Source organism: Bradyrhizobium sp. Kon58 (assembly GCF_055807455.1).
The window spans coordinates 233,177-248,606 of record NZ_JBVVOT010000003.1 but is presented as its reverse complement, the minus strand read 5'-3'; the positions used below and the strand labels follow the sequence as shown (position 1 = coordinate 248,606).

Annotated in this window: 15 protein-coding genes; 1 reads left to right on the top strand and 14 read right to left on the bottom strand. The window is 64.2% G+C overall.

Annotation, left to right across the window (positions count from 1 at the left end):
- Positions 1–81: 81 nt before the first annotated feature.
- The 10 genes from serA to AC0L20_RS07580 form a co-directional block, all read right to left on the bottom strand.
- Entirely contained in the window at positions 82–1,671 is a 1,590-nt protein-coding gene (serA, locus tag AC0L20_RS07625; RefSeq protein WP_473288038.1) for a phosphoglycerate dehydrogenase, read from the bottom strand.
- A gap of 220 nt (positions 1,672–1,891) precedes the next feature.
- Positions 1,892–3,064 carry a phosphoserine transaminase gene (locus AC0L20_RS07620; protein ID WP_473288037.1) on the bottom strand — a complete coding sequence of 391 codons (1,173 nt, stop codon included), beginning with the start codon at positions 3,062–3,064 and terminating at the stop codon, positions 1,892–1,894.
- A 79-nt stretch (positions 3,065–3,143) separates the two neighbouring features.
- A complete protein-coding gene (locus AC0L20_RS07615; protein ID WP_007614735.1) occupies positions 3,144–3,350 on the bottom strand; it encodes a hypothetical protein in 207 nt (68 codons plus the stop codon).
- A gap of 156 nt (positions 3,351–3,506) precedes the next feature.
- Positions 3,507–3,971 (bottom strand): GNAT family N-acetyltransferase, encoded by a 465-nt coding sequence (locus tag AC0L20_RS07610; RefSeq protein WP_473288036.1) that lies wholly within the window; start codon positions 3,969–3,971, stop codon positions 3,507–3,509.
- A gap of 25 nt (positions 3,972–3,996) precedes the next feature.
- Entirely contained in the window at positions 3,997–4,587 is a 591-nt protein-coding gene (locus tag AC0L20_RS07605) for a glutathione S-transferase family protein (RefSeq protein WP_473288035.1), read from the bottom strand.
- 69 nt (positions 4,588–4,656) lie between these two features.
- Entirely contained in the window at positions 4,657–5,484 is an 828-nt protein-coding gene (locus AC0L20_RS07600; RefSeq protein WP_473288034.1) for an outer membrane protein, read from the bottom strand.
- A gap of 168 nt (positions 5,485–5,652) precedes the next feature.
- Positions 5,653–6,486 (bottom strand): outer membrane protein, encoded by an 834-nt coding sequence (locus tag AC0L20_RS07595; RefSeq protein WP_456767791.1) that lies wholly within the window; start codon positions 6,484–6,486, stop codon positions 5,653–5,655.
- Between the two features lie 234 nt (positions 6,487–6,720).
- The gene (locus tag AC0L20_RS07590) at positions 6,721–7,968 is read right to left on the bottom strand and encodes an MFS transporter (RefSeq protein ID WP_473288033.1); all 1,248 of its coding nucleotides are present in this window, start codon (positions 7,966–7,968) and stop codon (positions 6,721–6,723) included.
- Positions 7,969–8,275: 307 nt separating this feature from the next.
- On the bottom strand, positions 8,276–9,619 hold the full coding sequence (gene glmM / locus AC0L20_RS07585; RefSeq protein WP_027565344.1) for a phosphoglucosamine mutase: 1,344 nt from the start codon (positions 9,617–9,619) through the stop codon (positions 8,276–8,278).
- A gap of 220 nt (positions 9,620–9,839) precedes the next feature.
- On the bottom strand, positions 9,840–10,007 hold the full coding sequence (locus AC0L20_RS07580; protein WP_473288032.1) for a hypothetical protein: 168 nt from the start codon (positions 10,005–10,007) through the stop codon (positions 9,840–9,842).
- A 144-nt stretch (positions 10,008–10,151) separates the two neighbouring features.
- Here AC0L20_RS07580 and AC0L20_RS07575 point away from each other — a divergent pair, with 144 nt between their 5' ends.
- Positions 10,152–11,288: an alpha-hydroxy acid oxidase gene (locus tag AC0L20_RS07575; RefSeq protein WP_027520331.1), complete on the top strand. Its 1,137-nt coding sequence runs from the start codon at positions 10,152–10,154 to the stop codon at positions 11,286–11,288.
- A gap of 123 nt (positions 11,289–11,411) precedes the next feature.
- On the opposite strand, the gene AC0L20_RS07570 is transcribed toward AC0L20_RS07575, so the two are convergent.
- The 4 genes from AC0L20_RS07570 to AC0L20_RS07555 form a co-directional block, all read right to left on the bottom strand.
- On the bottom strand, positions 11,412–12,035 hold the full coding sequence (locus tag AC0L20_RS07570) for a single stranded DNA-binding domain-containing protein (protein WP_473288031.1): 624 nt from the start codon (positions 12,033–12,035) through the stop codon (positions 11,412–11,414).
- Positions 12,036–12,050: 15 nt separating this feature from the next.
- A complete protein-coding gene (locus AC0L20_RS07565; protein WP_473288030.1) occupies positions 12,051–12,677 on the bottom strand; it encodes a hypothetical protein in 627 nt (208 codons plus the stop codon).
- A gap of 65 nt (positions 12,678–12,742) precedes the next feature.
- The gene (locus tag AC0L20_RS07560; RefSeq protein WP_473288029.1) at positions 12,743–13,576 is read right to left on the bottom strand and encodes a shikimate dehydrogenase; all 834 of its coding nucleotides are present in this window, start codon (positions 13,574–13,576) and stop codon (positions 12,743–12,745) included.
- Positions 13,577–13,669: 93 nt separating this feature from the next.
- Complete coding sequence (locus AC0L20_RS07555; protein ID WP_473288028.1) at positions 13,670–15,424, bottom strand: SulP family inorganic anion transporter; 1,755 nt, start codon at positions 15,422–15,424, stop codon at positions 13,670–13,672.
- Positions 15,425–15,430 lie beyond the last annotated feature (6 nt).

Sequence of the window (15,430 nt, the reverse complement as noted above, 5' to 3'; positions counted from 1 at the left end):
GTCCGGCGGTCGCGGGAGAAATAAAAACGCCGCCCTCGCGAGAGGGCGGCGTTGTTCCGCGGGTCGGAATATGCCGACGGATCAGAACGTCAGCGCCTTGACCTGCTTGACCTGCGGCAGGGCCTGCACCTTGGCGAGCAGATCGGCCGGCACCGCGCCGTCGACCTCGATCAGCGCGATGGCATCGGAGCCCGGCGCGACGCGGCCGAGATGGAAGGTCGCGATGTTGATCTTGGCATCGCCGAGCAGGCTCGCGAACTTGCCGATGAAGCCCGGCTTGTCCTCGTTGGTCACGTAGATCATCGACTTGCCGAATTCAGCGTCGACGCGGATGCCCTTGATGTCGACCAGGCGCGGCTTGCCGTCGGCATAGACCGTGCCCGAGACCGACCGCTCCTGCCGCTCGGTCGTGACGGTGACGGTGATCAGGCTTTCATAGTCGCTCTGGGCGGCGCGGACGATCTCGTCCACCACCATGCCGCGCTCCTTGGCGACGACGGGCGCGGAGACGACGTTGACCTCGCCCAGCATCGGCCGCAGCAGGCCGGACAGCACGGCGGAGGTGATCGCCTTGATCTTCATCTCGGCGACATGGCCTTCATAGGTGATCTCGACCTTGAGGATGCCGCTCTCGGTGAGCTGTCCCGCGAACGAGCCGAGCTTTTCGGCGAGCGCGATGAACGGCCTCAGCTTCGGCGCCTCTTCCGCGGTGATCGAGGGGAAGTTGACGGCATTCGAGATCGCGCCGGTGAGCAGGTAATCCGACATCTGCTCGGCGACCTGGAGCGCGACGTTCTCCTGCGCTTCGGTGGTGGACGCGCCGAGATGCGGCGTGCAGATCACGTTGGGATGACCGAACAGCACGTTCGCGGTGGCAGGCTCCTCGACGAAGACGTCGAAGGCGGCGCCTGCGATGTGCTTGGAATTCAAAGCGTCGACCACGGCATGCTCGTCGACGAGGCCGCCGCGGGCGCAGTTGATCAGGCGCACGCCCTTCTTCATCTTGGTGATCGCGGCTGCGTCGATGATGTTCTTGGTCTTCTCGGTCAGCGGGGTGTGCAGCGTGATGAAGTCGGCGCGCTTCAAGAGGTCGTCGAGCTCGACCTTCTCGACGCCGATGTCCCTGGCGCGCTCCGGCGACAGGAACGGATCGAACGCGATCACCTTCATGCGCAGGCCGAGCGCGCGGTCGGCGACGATCGAGCCGATGTTGCCGCAGCCGACCACGCCGAGCACCTTGCCGGTGATCTCGACGCCCATGAAGCGGTTCTTCTCCCATTTGCCGGCCTGGGTCGAAGCGTCCGCCTGCGGAATCTCGCGCGCCAGCGCCAGCATCAGGGTGATGGCGTGCTCGGCGGTCGTGATCGAATTGCCGAACGGCGTGTTCATCACGATGATGCCCTTGGCCGTGGCGGCGGGAATCTCGACGTTGTCGACGCCGATGCCAGCGCGGCCGATCACCTTGAGATTGGTCGCCTTCTCGAGGATCTTCGCGGTCGCCTTGGTCGCCGAGCGGATCGCGAGGCCGTCGTAATTGCCGATGATCTCGGCGAGCTTGTCCTTGTCCTTGCCGAGATTGGGCTGGAAGTCGACCTCGACGCCGCGGTCTTTGAAGATCTGCACGGCGGCGGGAGAGAGCGCGTCGGAAATGAGAACTTTGGGTTTGGTCATGGGGATGTGTCCTTCGCCGTCCCTGAGGGAGGATCGGCCCGAGGGCCGGAATGAGGAATTGCTCAGAAGCTCTTTGATCTCCCTCTCCCCGTTCTTACGGGGAGAGGGTTGGGGTGAGGGGCAGCCACGGGCGAAGTGCTCGTGGAGAGAGCCCCTCACCCGGATCGCTGCGCGACCCGGCCTCTCCCCGTAAGAACGGGGAGAGGCGAAGAAAGAAAACTTACGCCGCCTTGGCGAGCGTGGCCTTGGTCTCGGCGAAGGCCCAATCGATCCACTGGGTCAGCAGCGCGACATCACTGGCCTCGACGGTGGCGCCGCACCAGATGCGCAGGCCGGCGGGCGCATCGCGGTAGTAGGCGAAGTCGTAGCCCGCGCCTTCCTTCTCGACCAGCGCCACCAGCTTCTTCGAGAAGTCGGCCTGCGCGTCCTCGGAGAGCGAGGTGATCGCGGGATCGGTGAACTTCAGGCACACCGAAGTGTTGGAGCGGATCGCGGCGTCCTTGGCGAGGAAGTCGATCCAGGGCGTCTTCGCCTTCCAGTCGGCGAGCACCTTGGTGTTGGCGTCGGCGCGGGCGATCAGCGCCTTCAGGCCGCCAATCGACTTGGCCCAGTTCAGCGCGTCGAGATAATCCTCGACGCAGAGCATCGACGGCGTGTTGATGGTCTCGCCGACGAAAATGCCTTCGTTGATCTTGCCGCCCTTGGTCATGCGGAAAATCTTCGGCAGCGGCCAGGCCGGCTTGTAGGTTTCGAGCCGCTCCACCGCGTGGGGCGACAGGATCAGCATGCCGTGCGCGGCTTCGCCGCCGAGCGCCTTCTGCCAGGAGAAGGTGACGACGTCGAGCTTGGCCCAGTCGAGCGGTTGCGCGAACGCGGCCGAGGTGGCGTCGCAGATGGTCAGGCCTTCGCGGGTCGCGCTGATCCAGTCGGCGTTCGGCACACGCACGCCCGAGGTGGTGCCGTTCCAGGTGAAGACGACGTCGGACTTCGGATCGACCTTGGAGAGGTCGGGGATCTCACCGTAAGCCGCGTTGAGCTTGGTGACGTCCTTGAGCTTCAATTCCTTGACGATGTCGCTGACCCAGCCCTCGCCGAAGGATTCCCAGGCGAGCGTGGTGACGGGCCGCGCCCCTAGCATCGACCACAGCGCCATCTCGACCGCGCCGGTATCGGAGGCCGGCACGATGCCGATGCGATAATCAGCGGGCACTTCGAGCACCTCGCGCGTCAAATCGATCGCGAGCTTGAGCTTGGTCTTGCCGACCTTCGCGCGATGCGAACGGCCGAGCGCTGCGTCCTTGAGATTTTGGGCATTCCATCCGGGGCGCTTGGCGCAGGGGCCGGAGGAAAAATGCGGCACGTTCGGCCGCGAAGCGGGCTTCGCTACAGTCATCGTCTACCCTTCCAGATAGTAAGCCTCCCGTTGGGGGGAGGTGTCCCGCCGCGGCTGATACGGGAATCGGGAAGACCAGTCAAGGAAGTTCCGGGGCCTCACGCGCGAGTGATGGCGCTTCCGGTGCGATTTTGGGGGATTCGACGGCGGCAAGCGCGTTCAACAAGTCCGTGGCTTCGCTGATCAATTGCGCCGCGCGGCGGCGGCTGCCGACTTTCAAAATGCATTTGTCATTGGCCTGCACAACGTAGTCGTTGCCGACCTTGATCATCGAATAGCTTGTCATCGAAATCCCCGAACCGATCGAGCCCGGTTTCGACGTCCCGTAGCACCGTTCGTTCCTTCACCAACGTGAACGCCTTGGCGGTGGTTTATCAGCTCTTAATATGAACGTACTCGCGATCCGATTTCGCTGATCGCGCAAGGCTCATAGCGTGCTGCGTCAAAAGCGGACAGTCATGCCGACGTGACTCGCCGTGAACCCAAGCCGCTTGTAGAAGCGCTGCGCATCCGTTCGCGTCTGATGCGTCAGCAGTTCGACCAGATTGCAGCCGCGCGCTTTGGCTTCCGTCACCGCCCATTGCACCAATTGCTCGCCGATGCCGCGGCTGCGGCAATCGGAAGCAACGCGGACGTCTTCGAGCAGACCGCGCAAGCCGCCTTGCGAGCTGAGACCCGGCAGGATCGCGAGCTGCAGGCAGCCGACCACCCTGCCCTCGCTCTCGGCAACCACGAGCTGGATATTTTGATCGCGCTCGACCCGCGCGAATGCCTCGTAATAGGACGCCGGCAGCGGATCCTCGACGCGCTCGCGAGCGCTTCCGAGATGATCGTCGGCGAGCATCGCCACGATCGCAGCAACATCCTCGCGGCGCGCGGGACGAATGGAGATGGATTCGGCGTTCATAAAGTTACTCCTGCCTCAGCGCGCCTTAACGCACCTTGGGAAGCCCGAAAGAGGTCTCGGCTTCGCCGATCCAGCGGCGGATGGCGGCATAACGACCGAGATCGAAGCCGCCTTCATGCGCGACGCGCGTATAGGCAAGCAGCGAGACGTCGGCAAGCGAAACGTCATCACCGGCGAAGAAGCGGTTTGCCGCCAGATGCTGCTCCATGCGATCGAGCGCCGCATAACCGCGCTTGACCTTTTCAGGATCGAGCTCGGAGGCGTCCTTGCCGAGATAGACGAGCTGGAAGCGGCACACCGCAATGTAGGGCTCGTGGCTGTATTGTTCCCAGAACAGCCATTCGTCCATCTTGGCGGCGGTGAAGGCATCGCGCGGAATGAGCGCGCTGTCGCGCGCGAGATAGCGGATGATGGCATTGGATTGCGCCAGCGTGCGGCCGTCGTCGAAAGCGACGGTGGGCACCTGGCCGGCACCGTTCATCTCGAGGAATTGCGACGTGCGGCTTTCGCCCTTGCGAGTGTCGATCTCGATCCACTGGTAGGGCAGCGCGAGCTTGTCGCAGACCCACTTCACCTTCAGACAATTGCCGGAATTGGTATCGCCGTAGATCCGCATCGCTGCCCCCGCTTCTGGAGACAGAGCAGCAGGACTGACCGGGCCTGTCAATTGCCCCAGCGCGCAGGATCAGAACTTGTAGCCGAGGCCAGCACGGACGGTGTTGATGCTGGTGTCAACTGCGGAAGAGAAGCGGATGTATTCGTACTCCGCACGCATGAACAAGCCACCGACCAGATTGACATCGACACCAAGGCCGGCGGTGTAGCCGTAGATCAGGTGATTATGCTGGGCGTTGGTCGAGCTCAACGGCTGTAGCGCCGTGTAAGTCCCCAGCTGGGTCGTGCTCACGCGATCCTGCACATGGGCCGTCTGCACGATATCGGCATTGCCGAGCGCGGCACCCGCGAACATGTACGGCAGGAAACATCCCCAGGCGTAACCAGCGCGACCGCGAAACGTCCCCATGTCGCTGATGCTGATCGACGATGTGGAGGTCGCCGTGACGTCATGGAAGTTGCCGTCAGACAGCGCAACGGGGCTGACGCGTCGCTCGCTGGCCGACGCCATTCCACCGAACTTGCCGTGCAACCAACTCACTTCGAGACCCATCACGACGTCGTCCCACTGCGCGTTGTACCCGACGAAGGCACCGTAGCGGGTCGTGCGCTGCGAAGCCTTGCCGAGCCCGAGATTCCACTGCGAGACGCCCATTTCCGCCTCGATCAACGTGTCGGCCAGCAATGAAGCCATCATGTTTTTGGTCGAGCCGTTGAAGTTCTCGTCGGACGAACCATAGCCAGCCTGGGCGCCGATATAGCTGCCTTGCCAGTTGACGTTGGACTTGCTCAGACCGTCGGTGAAGCTGCCGCGCAGGATGGGAAGATCGGAGAGATCAGCCGCGTGCGCGGCAGACACCGTCCCTAACATCGCCGCCGCCAACATCAGCCTACGCATTGCAACGCTCCATCGAACTCGAACTTTCAGCCATGATGATGGCTCGTTAACCTTAACCAATGGTTGCACCGGAGGCTTTCATCGCCGCACGCCATGAAAAATACGCAAAACAAAACGGCGCGGGATGATCCCGCGCCGTTAAGATGTCTTAAGCGATGAGGCCGTCGATCAGCCCTTGGTGACGAGCGGCGGCATGTAGGCCGGCGTCGGGCTGTTCAGCTCCCAGCGCACGCCGAGCTTGACGTCGTGCGAGGTGATCTCCTTGACCTTGATCGAGGTCGGGCCGGAGGCGCTGTTGTCGAACAAGCGATAGTTGCCGGGCGCGCCGTCGCCGAGGTTCATATAGCTGTAGGCCAGTTCGACGGTGAAGCCGGGATTGACCTTGTAAGCGAGACCCGCATGTGCGGCGTACGCCAAGTTCCACTTTCCGTTGTCGGCGAAGTAGGCGACGCTGTTGGACAGCACGCCGCCGCTGTACGACACGCCGTCATCGCGGAAGCCGCTGATCTTGTTGTAGGAGCCGCCGACGCCGGCGCCGATGAACGGGGTGATGCACCACCAGGTGCCGAGGTCAACGTAGGCGTTGGCCATCACGACCCACTCGGACTTGCTACCGGTGTAGTTGTTGACGCCGACGAAGCCGGGTCCAACGACGTTGTCGCTGCCGTGCAGATTGGCTTTGCCACGGTACTGGCCGATCACATCCGTGCGGAACCAGTTATTGAAGCGGTAGCCAACGCCGAGATCGAACAGCGGCGAGGAGTCGAAGCCGAGCCCCTCCGTCGTCTTCGAATACCCAGCCGGCAGGGCGCCGTCGATGCGCTTGGCGCTCTGGTTGGTCATGCCGACGTCGCCGCGCAGATACCAGCCGCCGAAGTCGGCGGGCGGTGCCGGGGGCGCGTACATCGGAGGGGGCGCCGCGATCGGCATGTCGGCGGCGAACGCCATCGAGGAGATCAGGGTTGCCGCACCCGCGGCAAGGAGAGACTTAACGCTACGCATTGGCTTCGTCCTTTTGGCCGGTGAGGCAATACGGCGCCTCACGTTCTGGAAACTCACGGCCCGGACGATGCCAGCAAATGTTTAAGCGCCACTTAACCCTAATTTTTAAGGTTGATTTTTTCTAACCGCAGACGCGCGTGCGGCGCGAGCGTTGCAAAAATGCAGCGCAAATGCGGCGCCGTCGCCGCATGTCCTAACGATGTATGAAGCCGCGCTGCAGCAAGACAGGATATGTTAACGCGCGTGCCGCGGCAGCTTGGGCAGGAACACCGCAAGCAGGCCGATCGCCGGGAGGTAAGCGCAGACCTGGTAGACGAATTCGATCGAGGTGTGGTCGGCGAGCTTGCCGAGCACGGCGGCGCCTAGGCCGCCGATGCCGAACGCGACACCGAAGAACACGCCGGAGATCATGCCGAAGCGATGCGGCACCAGCTCCTGCGCGAACACGATGATCGACGACGTCGTCGAGGAGATGATCAGGCCGATGACGACTGATAGCACCGCGCTCGCATAGAGCCCGGCATAGGGCAGCGCCAGCGTGAACGGCAGCGCCCCCAGGATCGAGATCCAGATCACGATCTTGCGGCCGAAGCGATCGCCCAGGGGACCGCCGAGAAAAGCCCCGACCGCATTCGCCGCGAGGAAAATAAAGAGATACATCTGCGCGGCTTGCGTCGACACGCCAAAGCGGTCGATCAGATAGAAGATGTAGTAGCTCGACAGGCTCGAGACGTAGAGCTGTTTCGAGAACAGCAGCGCGACCAGCACGAGGAGCGCAACCGTGACGCGGCGCGAGCTCGGCGCGTCGGGATGGGCTTGAGCCACCGCGGTCTTCTTCGCCTTGATCTGCGGTTCGTACCAGCGGCCGATGCGCCAGAGGATGAGGATCGCGAGGAAGGCGATCGAGGAGAACCAGGCGATGCTGCCCTGCCCGAACGGCACGACGATGAGCGCGGCCAGCACCGGTCCCATCGAGGTGCCAAAACTGCCGCCGAGCTGGAACACCGATTGCGCAAAACCGTAGCGGCCGCCGGAGGCGAGCCGCGCGATGCGCGCCGATTCCGGGTGAAACACCGCCGAGCCGAGGCCGACCAGCGCGGCGGCGACGAGGATGACGAGATATTGGTGGGCGGCACTGAGCAGCAGCAGACCGAAGAAGGTCGAGGCCATGCCGATCGACAGCGAATAGGGCTGCGCCTTCTTGTCGGTGTAGTGGCCGACCACCGGCTGGAGCAGCGAGGCCGTGAACTGGAAGGCCAGCGTGATCATGCCGATCTGCGCGAAGTCGAGCGCATAGGTGTCCTTCAGGATCGGATACACCGAGGCGATCAGCGACTGCATGGTGTCGTTGAGGAAGTGCGAGAAGCTGATGCCGGCAAGCACGACATAGGCCGGCCCTGCGGTCTTCGCTCCGGGTGCCACGTCGCTGACGATGACGGGCTCGGTCAGCACTTCCTCTGAGACGACGACTGGCTTGTTCAATGGATCGATCCGGACGCGGCACATTGCCGCGACAAGCTAGTTACGCTGCAGGGAGTGGTGGAACCACCGCCAATCGCAAATGGCTGCGATGCATCTCTTACCCTCTCCCCTTGTGGGAGAGGGTGGATCGCCGCGTTAGCGGCGAGACGGGTGAGGGGTATCTCTCCGCGCATGAGCCTCTCACGATCTGAGCTCGTGGAGACAACCCTCATCCGGCGCCATAGCCGAAGCTTTGCTTCGGCGTTCCTAAGAACGGCCGCCAAAGGCCGCCTACGCCACCTTCTCCCACAAGGGGAGAAGGAAGAATTTAAGCCGCGGCCTGCCCGAGCGCCGAGACGATGGTATCGACGACGTCCTCGACCAGGATGCGATCCTCGCCCTCGCCCATGACGCGGATCACCGGCTCGGTGCCGGAGGAGCGGATCAGCAGGCGGCCGTGGCCGTTGAGCCGCTGCTCACCGTCGGAGATCGCCGATTTGACGTCGGAATTGTCGAGCGGCTTGCCGCCCTTGTGACGGACGTTCTTCAGGATCTGCGGCAGCGGATCGAAACGGTGGCAGACTTCCGACACCGGGCGGCGCAGCTTCTGCACCACGGCAAGCACCTGCAACGCGGCAACGAAGCCGTCGCCGGTGGTGGCGTAGTCGGACAGGATGATGTGGCCGGACTGCTCGCCGCCGAGATTGTAGCCGCCGTTCAGCATCTGCTCCAGCACGTAGCGATCGCCGACCGGCGTGCGCACGAGATCGAGTCCCTGCGCATTGAGGAAGCGCTCGAGCCCGAGGTTCGACATCACGGTGGCGACGATGCCCGATCGCGACAGCCGGCCGTCTTCCTTCCAGCTCTGCGCGATCACCGCGAGCAGCTGGTCGCCGTCAACGATGTGGCCGCGCTCGTCGACCAGGATGACGCGATCGGCGTCGCCGTCGAGCGCAATGCCGATGTCGGCGCGCATCTCGCGGACCTTCTTCGACAGCGCTTCCGGCGAGGTGGAGCCGCATTCCTTGTTGATGTTGAAGCCGTCGGGCTCGACGCCGATCGGAATCACGTCGGCGCCCAGCTCCCACAGCGCTTCCGGCACCACCTTGTAGGCGGCGCCATTGGCGCAATCGACCACGACGCGCAAGCCGTCGAGCGACAGATCGCGCGGCAGCGTGCGCTTGGCGAACTCGATGTAGCGGTCATGCACGCCGTCGATGCGGCGGGCGCGGCCGAGACTGGCGCTCTGGGCGAGACGCTTGTCGATGGGCTCGTCGAGCAGCTGCTCGATCTGCTTCTCGACGTCGTCGGAGAGCTTGAAGCCCTGCGGGCCGAACAGCTTGATGCCGTTGTCCTCGAACAGATTGTGCGAGGCGGAGATCATCACGCCGAGATCGGCGCGCATCGACTTGGTCAACATCGCAACCGCCGGCGTCGGCATCGGGCCGACCAGCAGCACGTCCATCCCGACCGAGGTGAAGCCCGCGACCATGGCGTATTCGATCATGTAGCCGGACAGGCGGGTATCCTTGCCGATCACGACCCTGTGGCGGTGGTCACCGCGCTGAAATGCCAGGCCTGCGGCCTGGCCGACCTTGAGCGCGAGCTCCGGCGTGATCAGTCCGTTGGCGCGGCCCCGGATCCCGTCCGTCCCGAAATATTTGCGGCTCATCTCGTCCCCCACGCGACAACCAGGGACCCCCAATACAACCTGCGGGTGCCTTGGCGGGACCCGCATCCCTGATGTGCTGAGGTCTTATAAAGCCATCGCGGCTAACTTGGCTTCAAAAAATATGATGAATCATTACGGAACCGGGCAGGCCCCGGCGCTGATAACGTCTTGTTAACATTATATTTCCAGCGAGGACGCCGGAACAGGGTGGAACCCGCGCCTAGCCCGAGCGCTTCACATGGCCGTCCCCGCGGCTCGGCGCCGGCTGGGTGACATTGACGGGATCGGAGCCCGGAAAGGTCTCTTCCAGACCTTCTTCCAGCGCTTCCTCGAGATCATGCTTCTCCTTGATCTCTTCCGGCGTCGGTCCGGTGTGCGGCCTGGTCATGGCGCCCTCCTCTCCACAAAGGATTTGCAAACGATTTGGCTGTGCATCCAACCATGCTAGATGACCCCTCGATCTTCCGATGCAAGACTCATCCGCTACTTCGATGCAGACTCTTCCGATACAAGACGGGCCGGGGAAACGTTCATGAAGCACATCACCTGTATCGACGATCTTCGCACACTGCATCAGCGCCGCGTGCCGAAGGCGTTTTTCGATTATTGCGACCGCGGCTCTTACGCCGAGGAAACGCTGCGCGCCAACCGCGACGACATGCAGGCGATCAAGTTCCGCCAGCGCATTCTGGTCGACGTCTCCAAGCGCGATACCGCGACCACGATCCTCGGCGAGCCCTCGACCATGCCGCTGATGCTCGCGCCTGTGGGCCTGCTCGGCATGCAGCATGGCGATGGCGAGATCCATGCCTGCCGCGCCGCGCAAGCCGCCGGTATCCCGTTCACGCAGTCGACGATGTCGATCTGCTCAATCGAGGACATCGCGGCCAGTGTCGAGAAGCCGTTCTGGTTCCAGCTCTACGTGATGAAGGACCGCGGCTTCATCAAGGAATTGATCCAGCGCGCGATCGCGGCGAAATGCTCCGCGCTGGTGCTGACCGTCGATCTCCAGGTGATCGGCCAACGCCACGCCGATATCAAGAACGGCATGACGGTTCCGCCGGAATGGTCGCTCTCGAAGCTGTTGGATTTCGCCAGCAAGCCCACCTGGGTCTCCGGCGTGCTGCAAGGCAAGCGCCGCACCTTCGGTAACATCGCCGGCCATGTGAAGAACACCGGGGACCTCAATCGCCTCGCCGAGTGGACGGCGTCGCAGTTCGACACGTCGTTGAATTGGAAAGACGTCGAGTGGGTCCGAAGCATCTGGCCGGGCAAGCTGATCATCAAGGGCATTCTGGACGTCGAGGACGCCGAGGAAGCCGCCAAGACTGGCGCGCAGGCGCTCGTCGTATCGAACCATGGCGGCCGCCAGCTCGACGGTGCGCCGTCATCGATCGAGGTGCTGCCCGAGATCGCCGAGGCGGTCGGTGACAGGATGGAGATCATGTTCGACGGCGGCATTCGCTCCGGCCAGGACGTGATGCGCGCGCTCGCGCTCGGCGCAAAGTCCTGCATGATCGGCCGCGCCTACGCCTATGGCCTCGGCGCCGGCGGCCAGGCCGGCGTCGCCAAGGCGATCGACATCATCCAGAAGGAGCTGCTCACCACCATGGGCCTGTGCGGCGTCAACAGGATCGACGAGATCGACGAGCATATCATTGCGATGTGAGGCGCAGCGGCAGTGCCGTAGGGTGGGCAAAGCGAAGCGTGCCCACCAATTCGCAAAATCGCAGGAAAGTGGTGGGCACGGCGCTTCGCGCCTTTGCCCACCCTACGATTTCAGCGTTCGCCCTCACATCGGCGGCGTCACCCCGTCGCGGCCGACATTGACGCGGTTGGCTTCCAGCGAACCATCGTCCTTCTTCACCGCACCGAAAATGATCAGCTTGGCGCCGGGCTTGAGCTCGGATTTGTCGCTGGCCACGAAGGTGACGATCGGCGTGTCCGGGGGCACCACGACTTTCTTCTCACCGTCCTTGTACTTGACCGTGATGTTCTGGCCGTCGGTGCCCTTCACCGTCTGCGCCACGGTGGCGTTGGTCATGGTCGAGTTGGCGCGCGCATCCCAGGGACGAAAACCTTCGGCCGCGCCACGCTGGTTTTCGGGGAAGATGTGCACCGCGATCGCCTTCTGGGTGCCGTCGGGCTCGGGCAGGCCGGTGACGCCGATATAGGAGCCGTCCTTGATCTCCGACAGCGACGTCTTCACCACCGCAAAGACGGCGACGTTGTCGGTCATGCGTACCTTCACGTCGCTGCCTTCGCGGGTCTTGATGCCGAGCGTGTTGCCATCGACGCTCTCGATGGTGCCGCGGATACGCACCGTCGGCGTCTGCTGCGCCAGGGAAGATGACGTGACGATGCAGGCGGCGAATGCGGCCACGCCAACGCGTGATATCCAGCTTCTCTTCGACATGTTGTTAGTCTCCATTTACATCGGCGGCGTCAGGCCGTTGCGGCCGACGCTGACGCGGTTGGTTTCGAACGAGCCGTCCGGCAGCTGCTTCATGAAGGCAATCACCTTGGCGCCGGCCTTCAGATCGGATTTGTCGCCGGGCACGAAGGTCACCACCGGCGTATTGTCGGCGACGAACACCTTCTTCTCGCCGTCCTTGTACTTGACCAGCAGCGTATGGCCGTCATTGCCGACCACGCTCTCCGACACGGTCGCATTGGTCATGCTGGAGTTGGGCTTGAGGTCATAGGGGCGCGAGCCCTCGCCGGTGCCGCGCATGCTCTCCGGAAACACGTGCACCTCGACCGCGTTCGCGCCGCCGTCCGGTCCCGGCACGGTGGTGGCGCCGACGAAGGCGCCGGGCTTGATGTCGGCAAGTGAAATCCTGGTAATGCCCGACACGTTCACGTCGGAGGCGATGTGCAGCTTGACATCCTCGCCGCTGCGCGCCTTGACCTGCATCGTGTCACCATTGACGCTTTCGATCGTGCCGCGCACGCGCGTCGGCACCGGCGCCCTTTGCGCAAGTGCCGAGAGGGTCGAGACGGCCACCATCGCGACGGCGATGAGCGGACGTGTGAAAGTTGCACGTTGAACAGACATGATGGTCTCCGATTGTCCCTATCGCCCTTACGGACATAGAACTCCGGAGGTTACGCGCTATTCTCTCAAGTCTTTGTGAGATCGGCCTCGACCAGCGCGCGCAGCTCGGCCGTGACCTCCGGCCGCTGGCCGAACCACAGCTCGAAGCCGCGGACCGCCTGATGCAGCAGCATGCCGAGCCCATCGGCGGTCTTCAGCCCGCGCGCCTGTGCGGCCGCGAGCAGCGGCGTTGCCAGCGGGACATAGACGAGATCGGCGACCACGGCGCCATCCGGCAGGCGCGCCACGTCAAGGTCGAGTGAAGGCTGGCCGTCCATGCCGAGCGAGGTCGTGTTCACGAGAAGTTTTGCACGCGGCAGGATGTCGTCGATGCCGTCCCAAGCAACAGGATGCACCTTCGGCCCGAACTGCTCTGCAAGCATCTCGGCCCGGGCGATGGTGCGATTGGCGAGATGCACGCAGCTGATGCCGCGTTCGAGCAACCCGAACACGATGGCGCGCGCCGAGCCGCCGGCGCCGAGCACCAGCGCCTCGCTGGCTCCGTCCCAGCCGGGCGCGCTGGCATCGAGATTGCCGATAAAGCCCTCGACGTCGGTGTTGGTCGAGCGCAGCTCGCCGTCCGCAAACCACAGCGTGTTGGCCGCACCGACCGCCCGCGCGCGGGCATCGGGCGTCGAGAGCTCGAGCACGCCCTCCTTGTGCGGGATGGTGACGTTGGCGCCGACGAAGCCGCGCAGCGACAGCCGCAGCACAAAGTCGCGCAGATTATCGGGTGGAACCGCCTCGATGACATAGCCGCCCTCGATCCCGAGCGTGCGCAGCCAGTAACGATGGATCAGCGGCGAGCGCGAATGCGCGGCCGGCCATCCGATCAGACAGGCTGCGGGAGCCTTGGTCACGGTCGTCCTCCCCTGGGGTCGTTTCGGAGGCGATCCATTTCGCGTCCCGCAGGCGCTGTCAAGCGCGCGGGCCGTCTCGGGAGAGGCTCGACGTCAGGTCGTGCCCGCGTCGTCGCCCGCGGGCTGGGCCGCGCCGCCCTTGATGTCGGCGACCGCACGCGCGATGGTCTCGCGATAGCGGGCGCGTGGCGGCGTGACGCCATGGGTGAGCAGCGCGCGGCGAACCGTTGGCGATGCCCCAGTGATGAACAGCCGGATGCCCTGGCGGTGGGCCTTGGCGGCGACGCGGCCGAGCACGTTGGCCGCGGTCGAATCCAGGAACGGCACCGCGGCGAAATCGACCACGAATCCCTTGCGCTTGTCGGCGATGCCGTCGAGCACGCTGCCGATCGCCGAGGCCGCGCCGAAGAAGAACGCGCCGGTGATGCGATAGACCAGCACGTCGCGATCGACCGCGAGCGCGGGGTCGTAAGGCACGCGCTCGCCATTTTCGTCGTCGGGACGATCGGCGGCCACCATCGGCGAACGTTCCTCGATGCCCGTCATTTCCGCCATGCGATGGATGAACAGCACTGCGCCAAGCGCGAAGCCGACCAGAATGCCTTCGGTCAGATCGCGGAAGATGGTGAGCAGGAAGGTTGCGAGCAGCACGACGGCATCGCCCCATGACGAGCGAAGGAGCGTCGCGAATTCGTGCTTCTCCGCCATGGTCCAGGCCACCACGACGAGCACGGCGGCGAGCGCGGCCAGCGGGATGTAGCTCGCGAGCGGCGCTGCGATGAGCATGAACAGCAGCAGGAAGACCGAATGCAGCATGCCCGCGAGCGGCCCCCGCGCGCCGGCGCGGATGTTGGTCGCGGTACGCGCGATCAGCCCCGTGACGCAAATGCCGCCGAACAGCGCCGCGCCGACATTGGCGGCGCCTTGCGCCACCAGCTCACAATTGGAGCGGTGACGGCGTCCGGTCATGCCGTCTGCCACCACCGCCGACAGCAGCGATTCGATGGCGGCGAGCAACGCGAAGGAGATCGCATCCGGCAGCACGGCGGTCGCCTTTGCGAGCGAGAACGCAGGCAAGGCCGGCGAGGGCAGTTCGCGCGGAATGCCGCCGAAGCGCGAGCCGACGGTCTCGACCGGCAGCGACAGCACGGCACATGCGACCGCCGCGAGCACGACCGCAATCAGGATACCCGGCCAGGACGGCAGCCAGCGTCGCAGGCCCGCGATGATGGCAATGCTGACGATCGCGACTGCGACGGCCGACGGATTGACGGTGTGCAGGCCCCCGGCAAGCGCGACCAGTTTCGGAACGAACTCGCTCGGCTCCTTGGCGAGAAGCGTGATCCCGCCGAGATCGCGCAGCTGGCTTGCGAAGATGATGACGGCGATGCCGGCCGTGAAGCCGACCGTCACCGGGTACGGAATGAACTTGATATAGGTGCCGATCCGCAGGAAGCCCGCAGCGATCAGGAACAGGCCCGCCATCAGCGTGGCCAGGATCACGCCGTCGACCCCGTGACGGTCGGCAGTCGCCGCAACCAGCACAATGAAGGCGCCGGCGGGACCGCCGATCTGGAACCGGCTGCCGCCGAGCAGTGACGCAATGAAGCCGCCGACAACAGCGGTGTAGAGTCCGCGGTCCGGCGTCACGCCCGAGGCGATCGCGATCGCCATCGACAGCGGCAACGCGACGATCGCGACCGTGAGGCCCGCGAACACATCGGCGCGGAAATCCGATAGGCCATAGCCCTCGCGCCATACGGTGACGAGCTTTGGCAGATAGAGTTCGGTGAAGGTCGGCCGACGAAGCTGGTGCAGCTTGCCTGCGTGTTCGCCTGTGATGCTCATTTCAGC

Coding starts and splice junctions, on each gene's coding strand:
- serA (WP_473288038.1), bottom strand. CDS start 1,671: ATGACCAAACCCAAAGTTCTCATTTCCGACGCGCTCTCTCCCGCCGCC.
- AC0L20_RS07620 (WP_473288037.1), bottom strand. CDS start 3,064: ATGACTGTAGCGAAGCCCGCTTCGCGGCCGAACGTGCCGCATTTTTCC.
- AC0L20_RS07615 (WP_007614735.1), bottom strand. CDS start 3,350: ATGACAAGCTATTCGATGATCAAGGTCGGCAACGACTACGTTGTGCAG.
- AC0L20_RS07610 (WP_473288036.1), bottom strand. CDS start 3,971: ATGAACGCCGAATCCATCTCCATTCGTCCCGCGCGCCGCGAGGATGTT.
- AC0L20_RS07605 (WP_473288035.1), bottom strand. CDS start 4,587: ATGCGGATCTACGGCGATACCAATTCCGGCAATTGTCTGAAGGTGAAG.
- AC0L20_RS07600 (WP_473288034.1), bottom strand. CDS start 5,484: ATGCGTAGGCTGATGTTGGCGGCGGCGATGTTAGGGACGGTGTCTGCC.
- AC0L20_RS07595 (WP_456767791.1), bottom strand. CDS start 6,486: ATGCGTAGCGTTAAGTCTCTCCTTGCCGCGGGTGCGGCAACCCTGATC.
- glmM (WP_027565344.1), bottom strand. CDS start 9,619: ATGAGCCGCAAATATTTCGGGACGGACGGGATCCGGGGCCGCGCCAAC.
- AC0L20_RS07580 (WP_473288032.1), bottom strand. CDS start 10,007: ATGACCAGGCCGCACACCGGACCGACGCCGGAAGAGATCAAGGAGAAG.
- AC0L20_RS07575 (WP_027520331.1), top strand. CDS start 10,152: ATGAAGCACATCACCTGTATCGACGATCTTCGCACACTGCATCAGCGC.
- AC0L20_RS07570 (WP_473288031.1), bottom strand. CDS start 12,035: ATGTCGAAGAGAAGCTGGATATCACGCGTTGGCGTGGCCGCATTCGCC.
- AC0L20_RS07565 (WP_473288030.1), bottom strand. CDS start 12,677: ATGTCTGTTCAACGTGCAACTTTCACACGTCCGCTCATCGCCGTCGCG.
- AC0L20_RS07555 (WP_473288028.1), bottom strand. CDS start 15,424: ATGAGCATCACAGGCGAACACGCAGGCAAGCTGCACCAGCTTCGTCGG.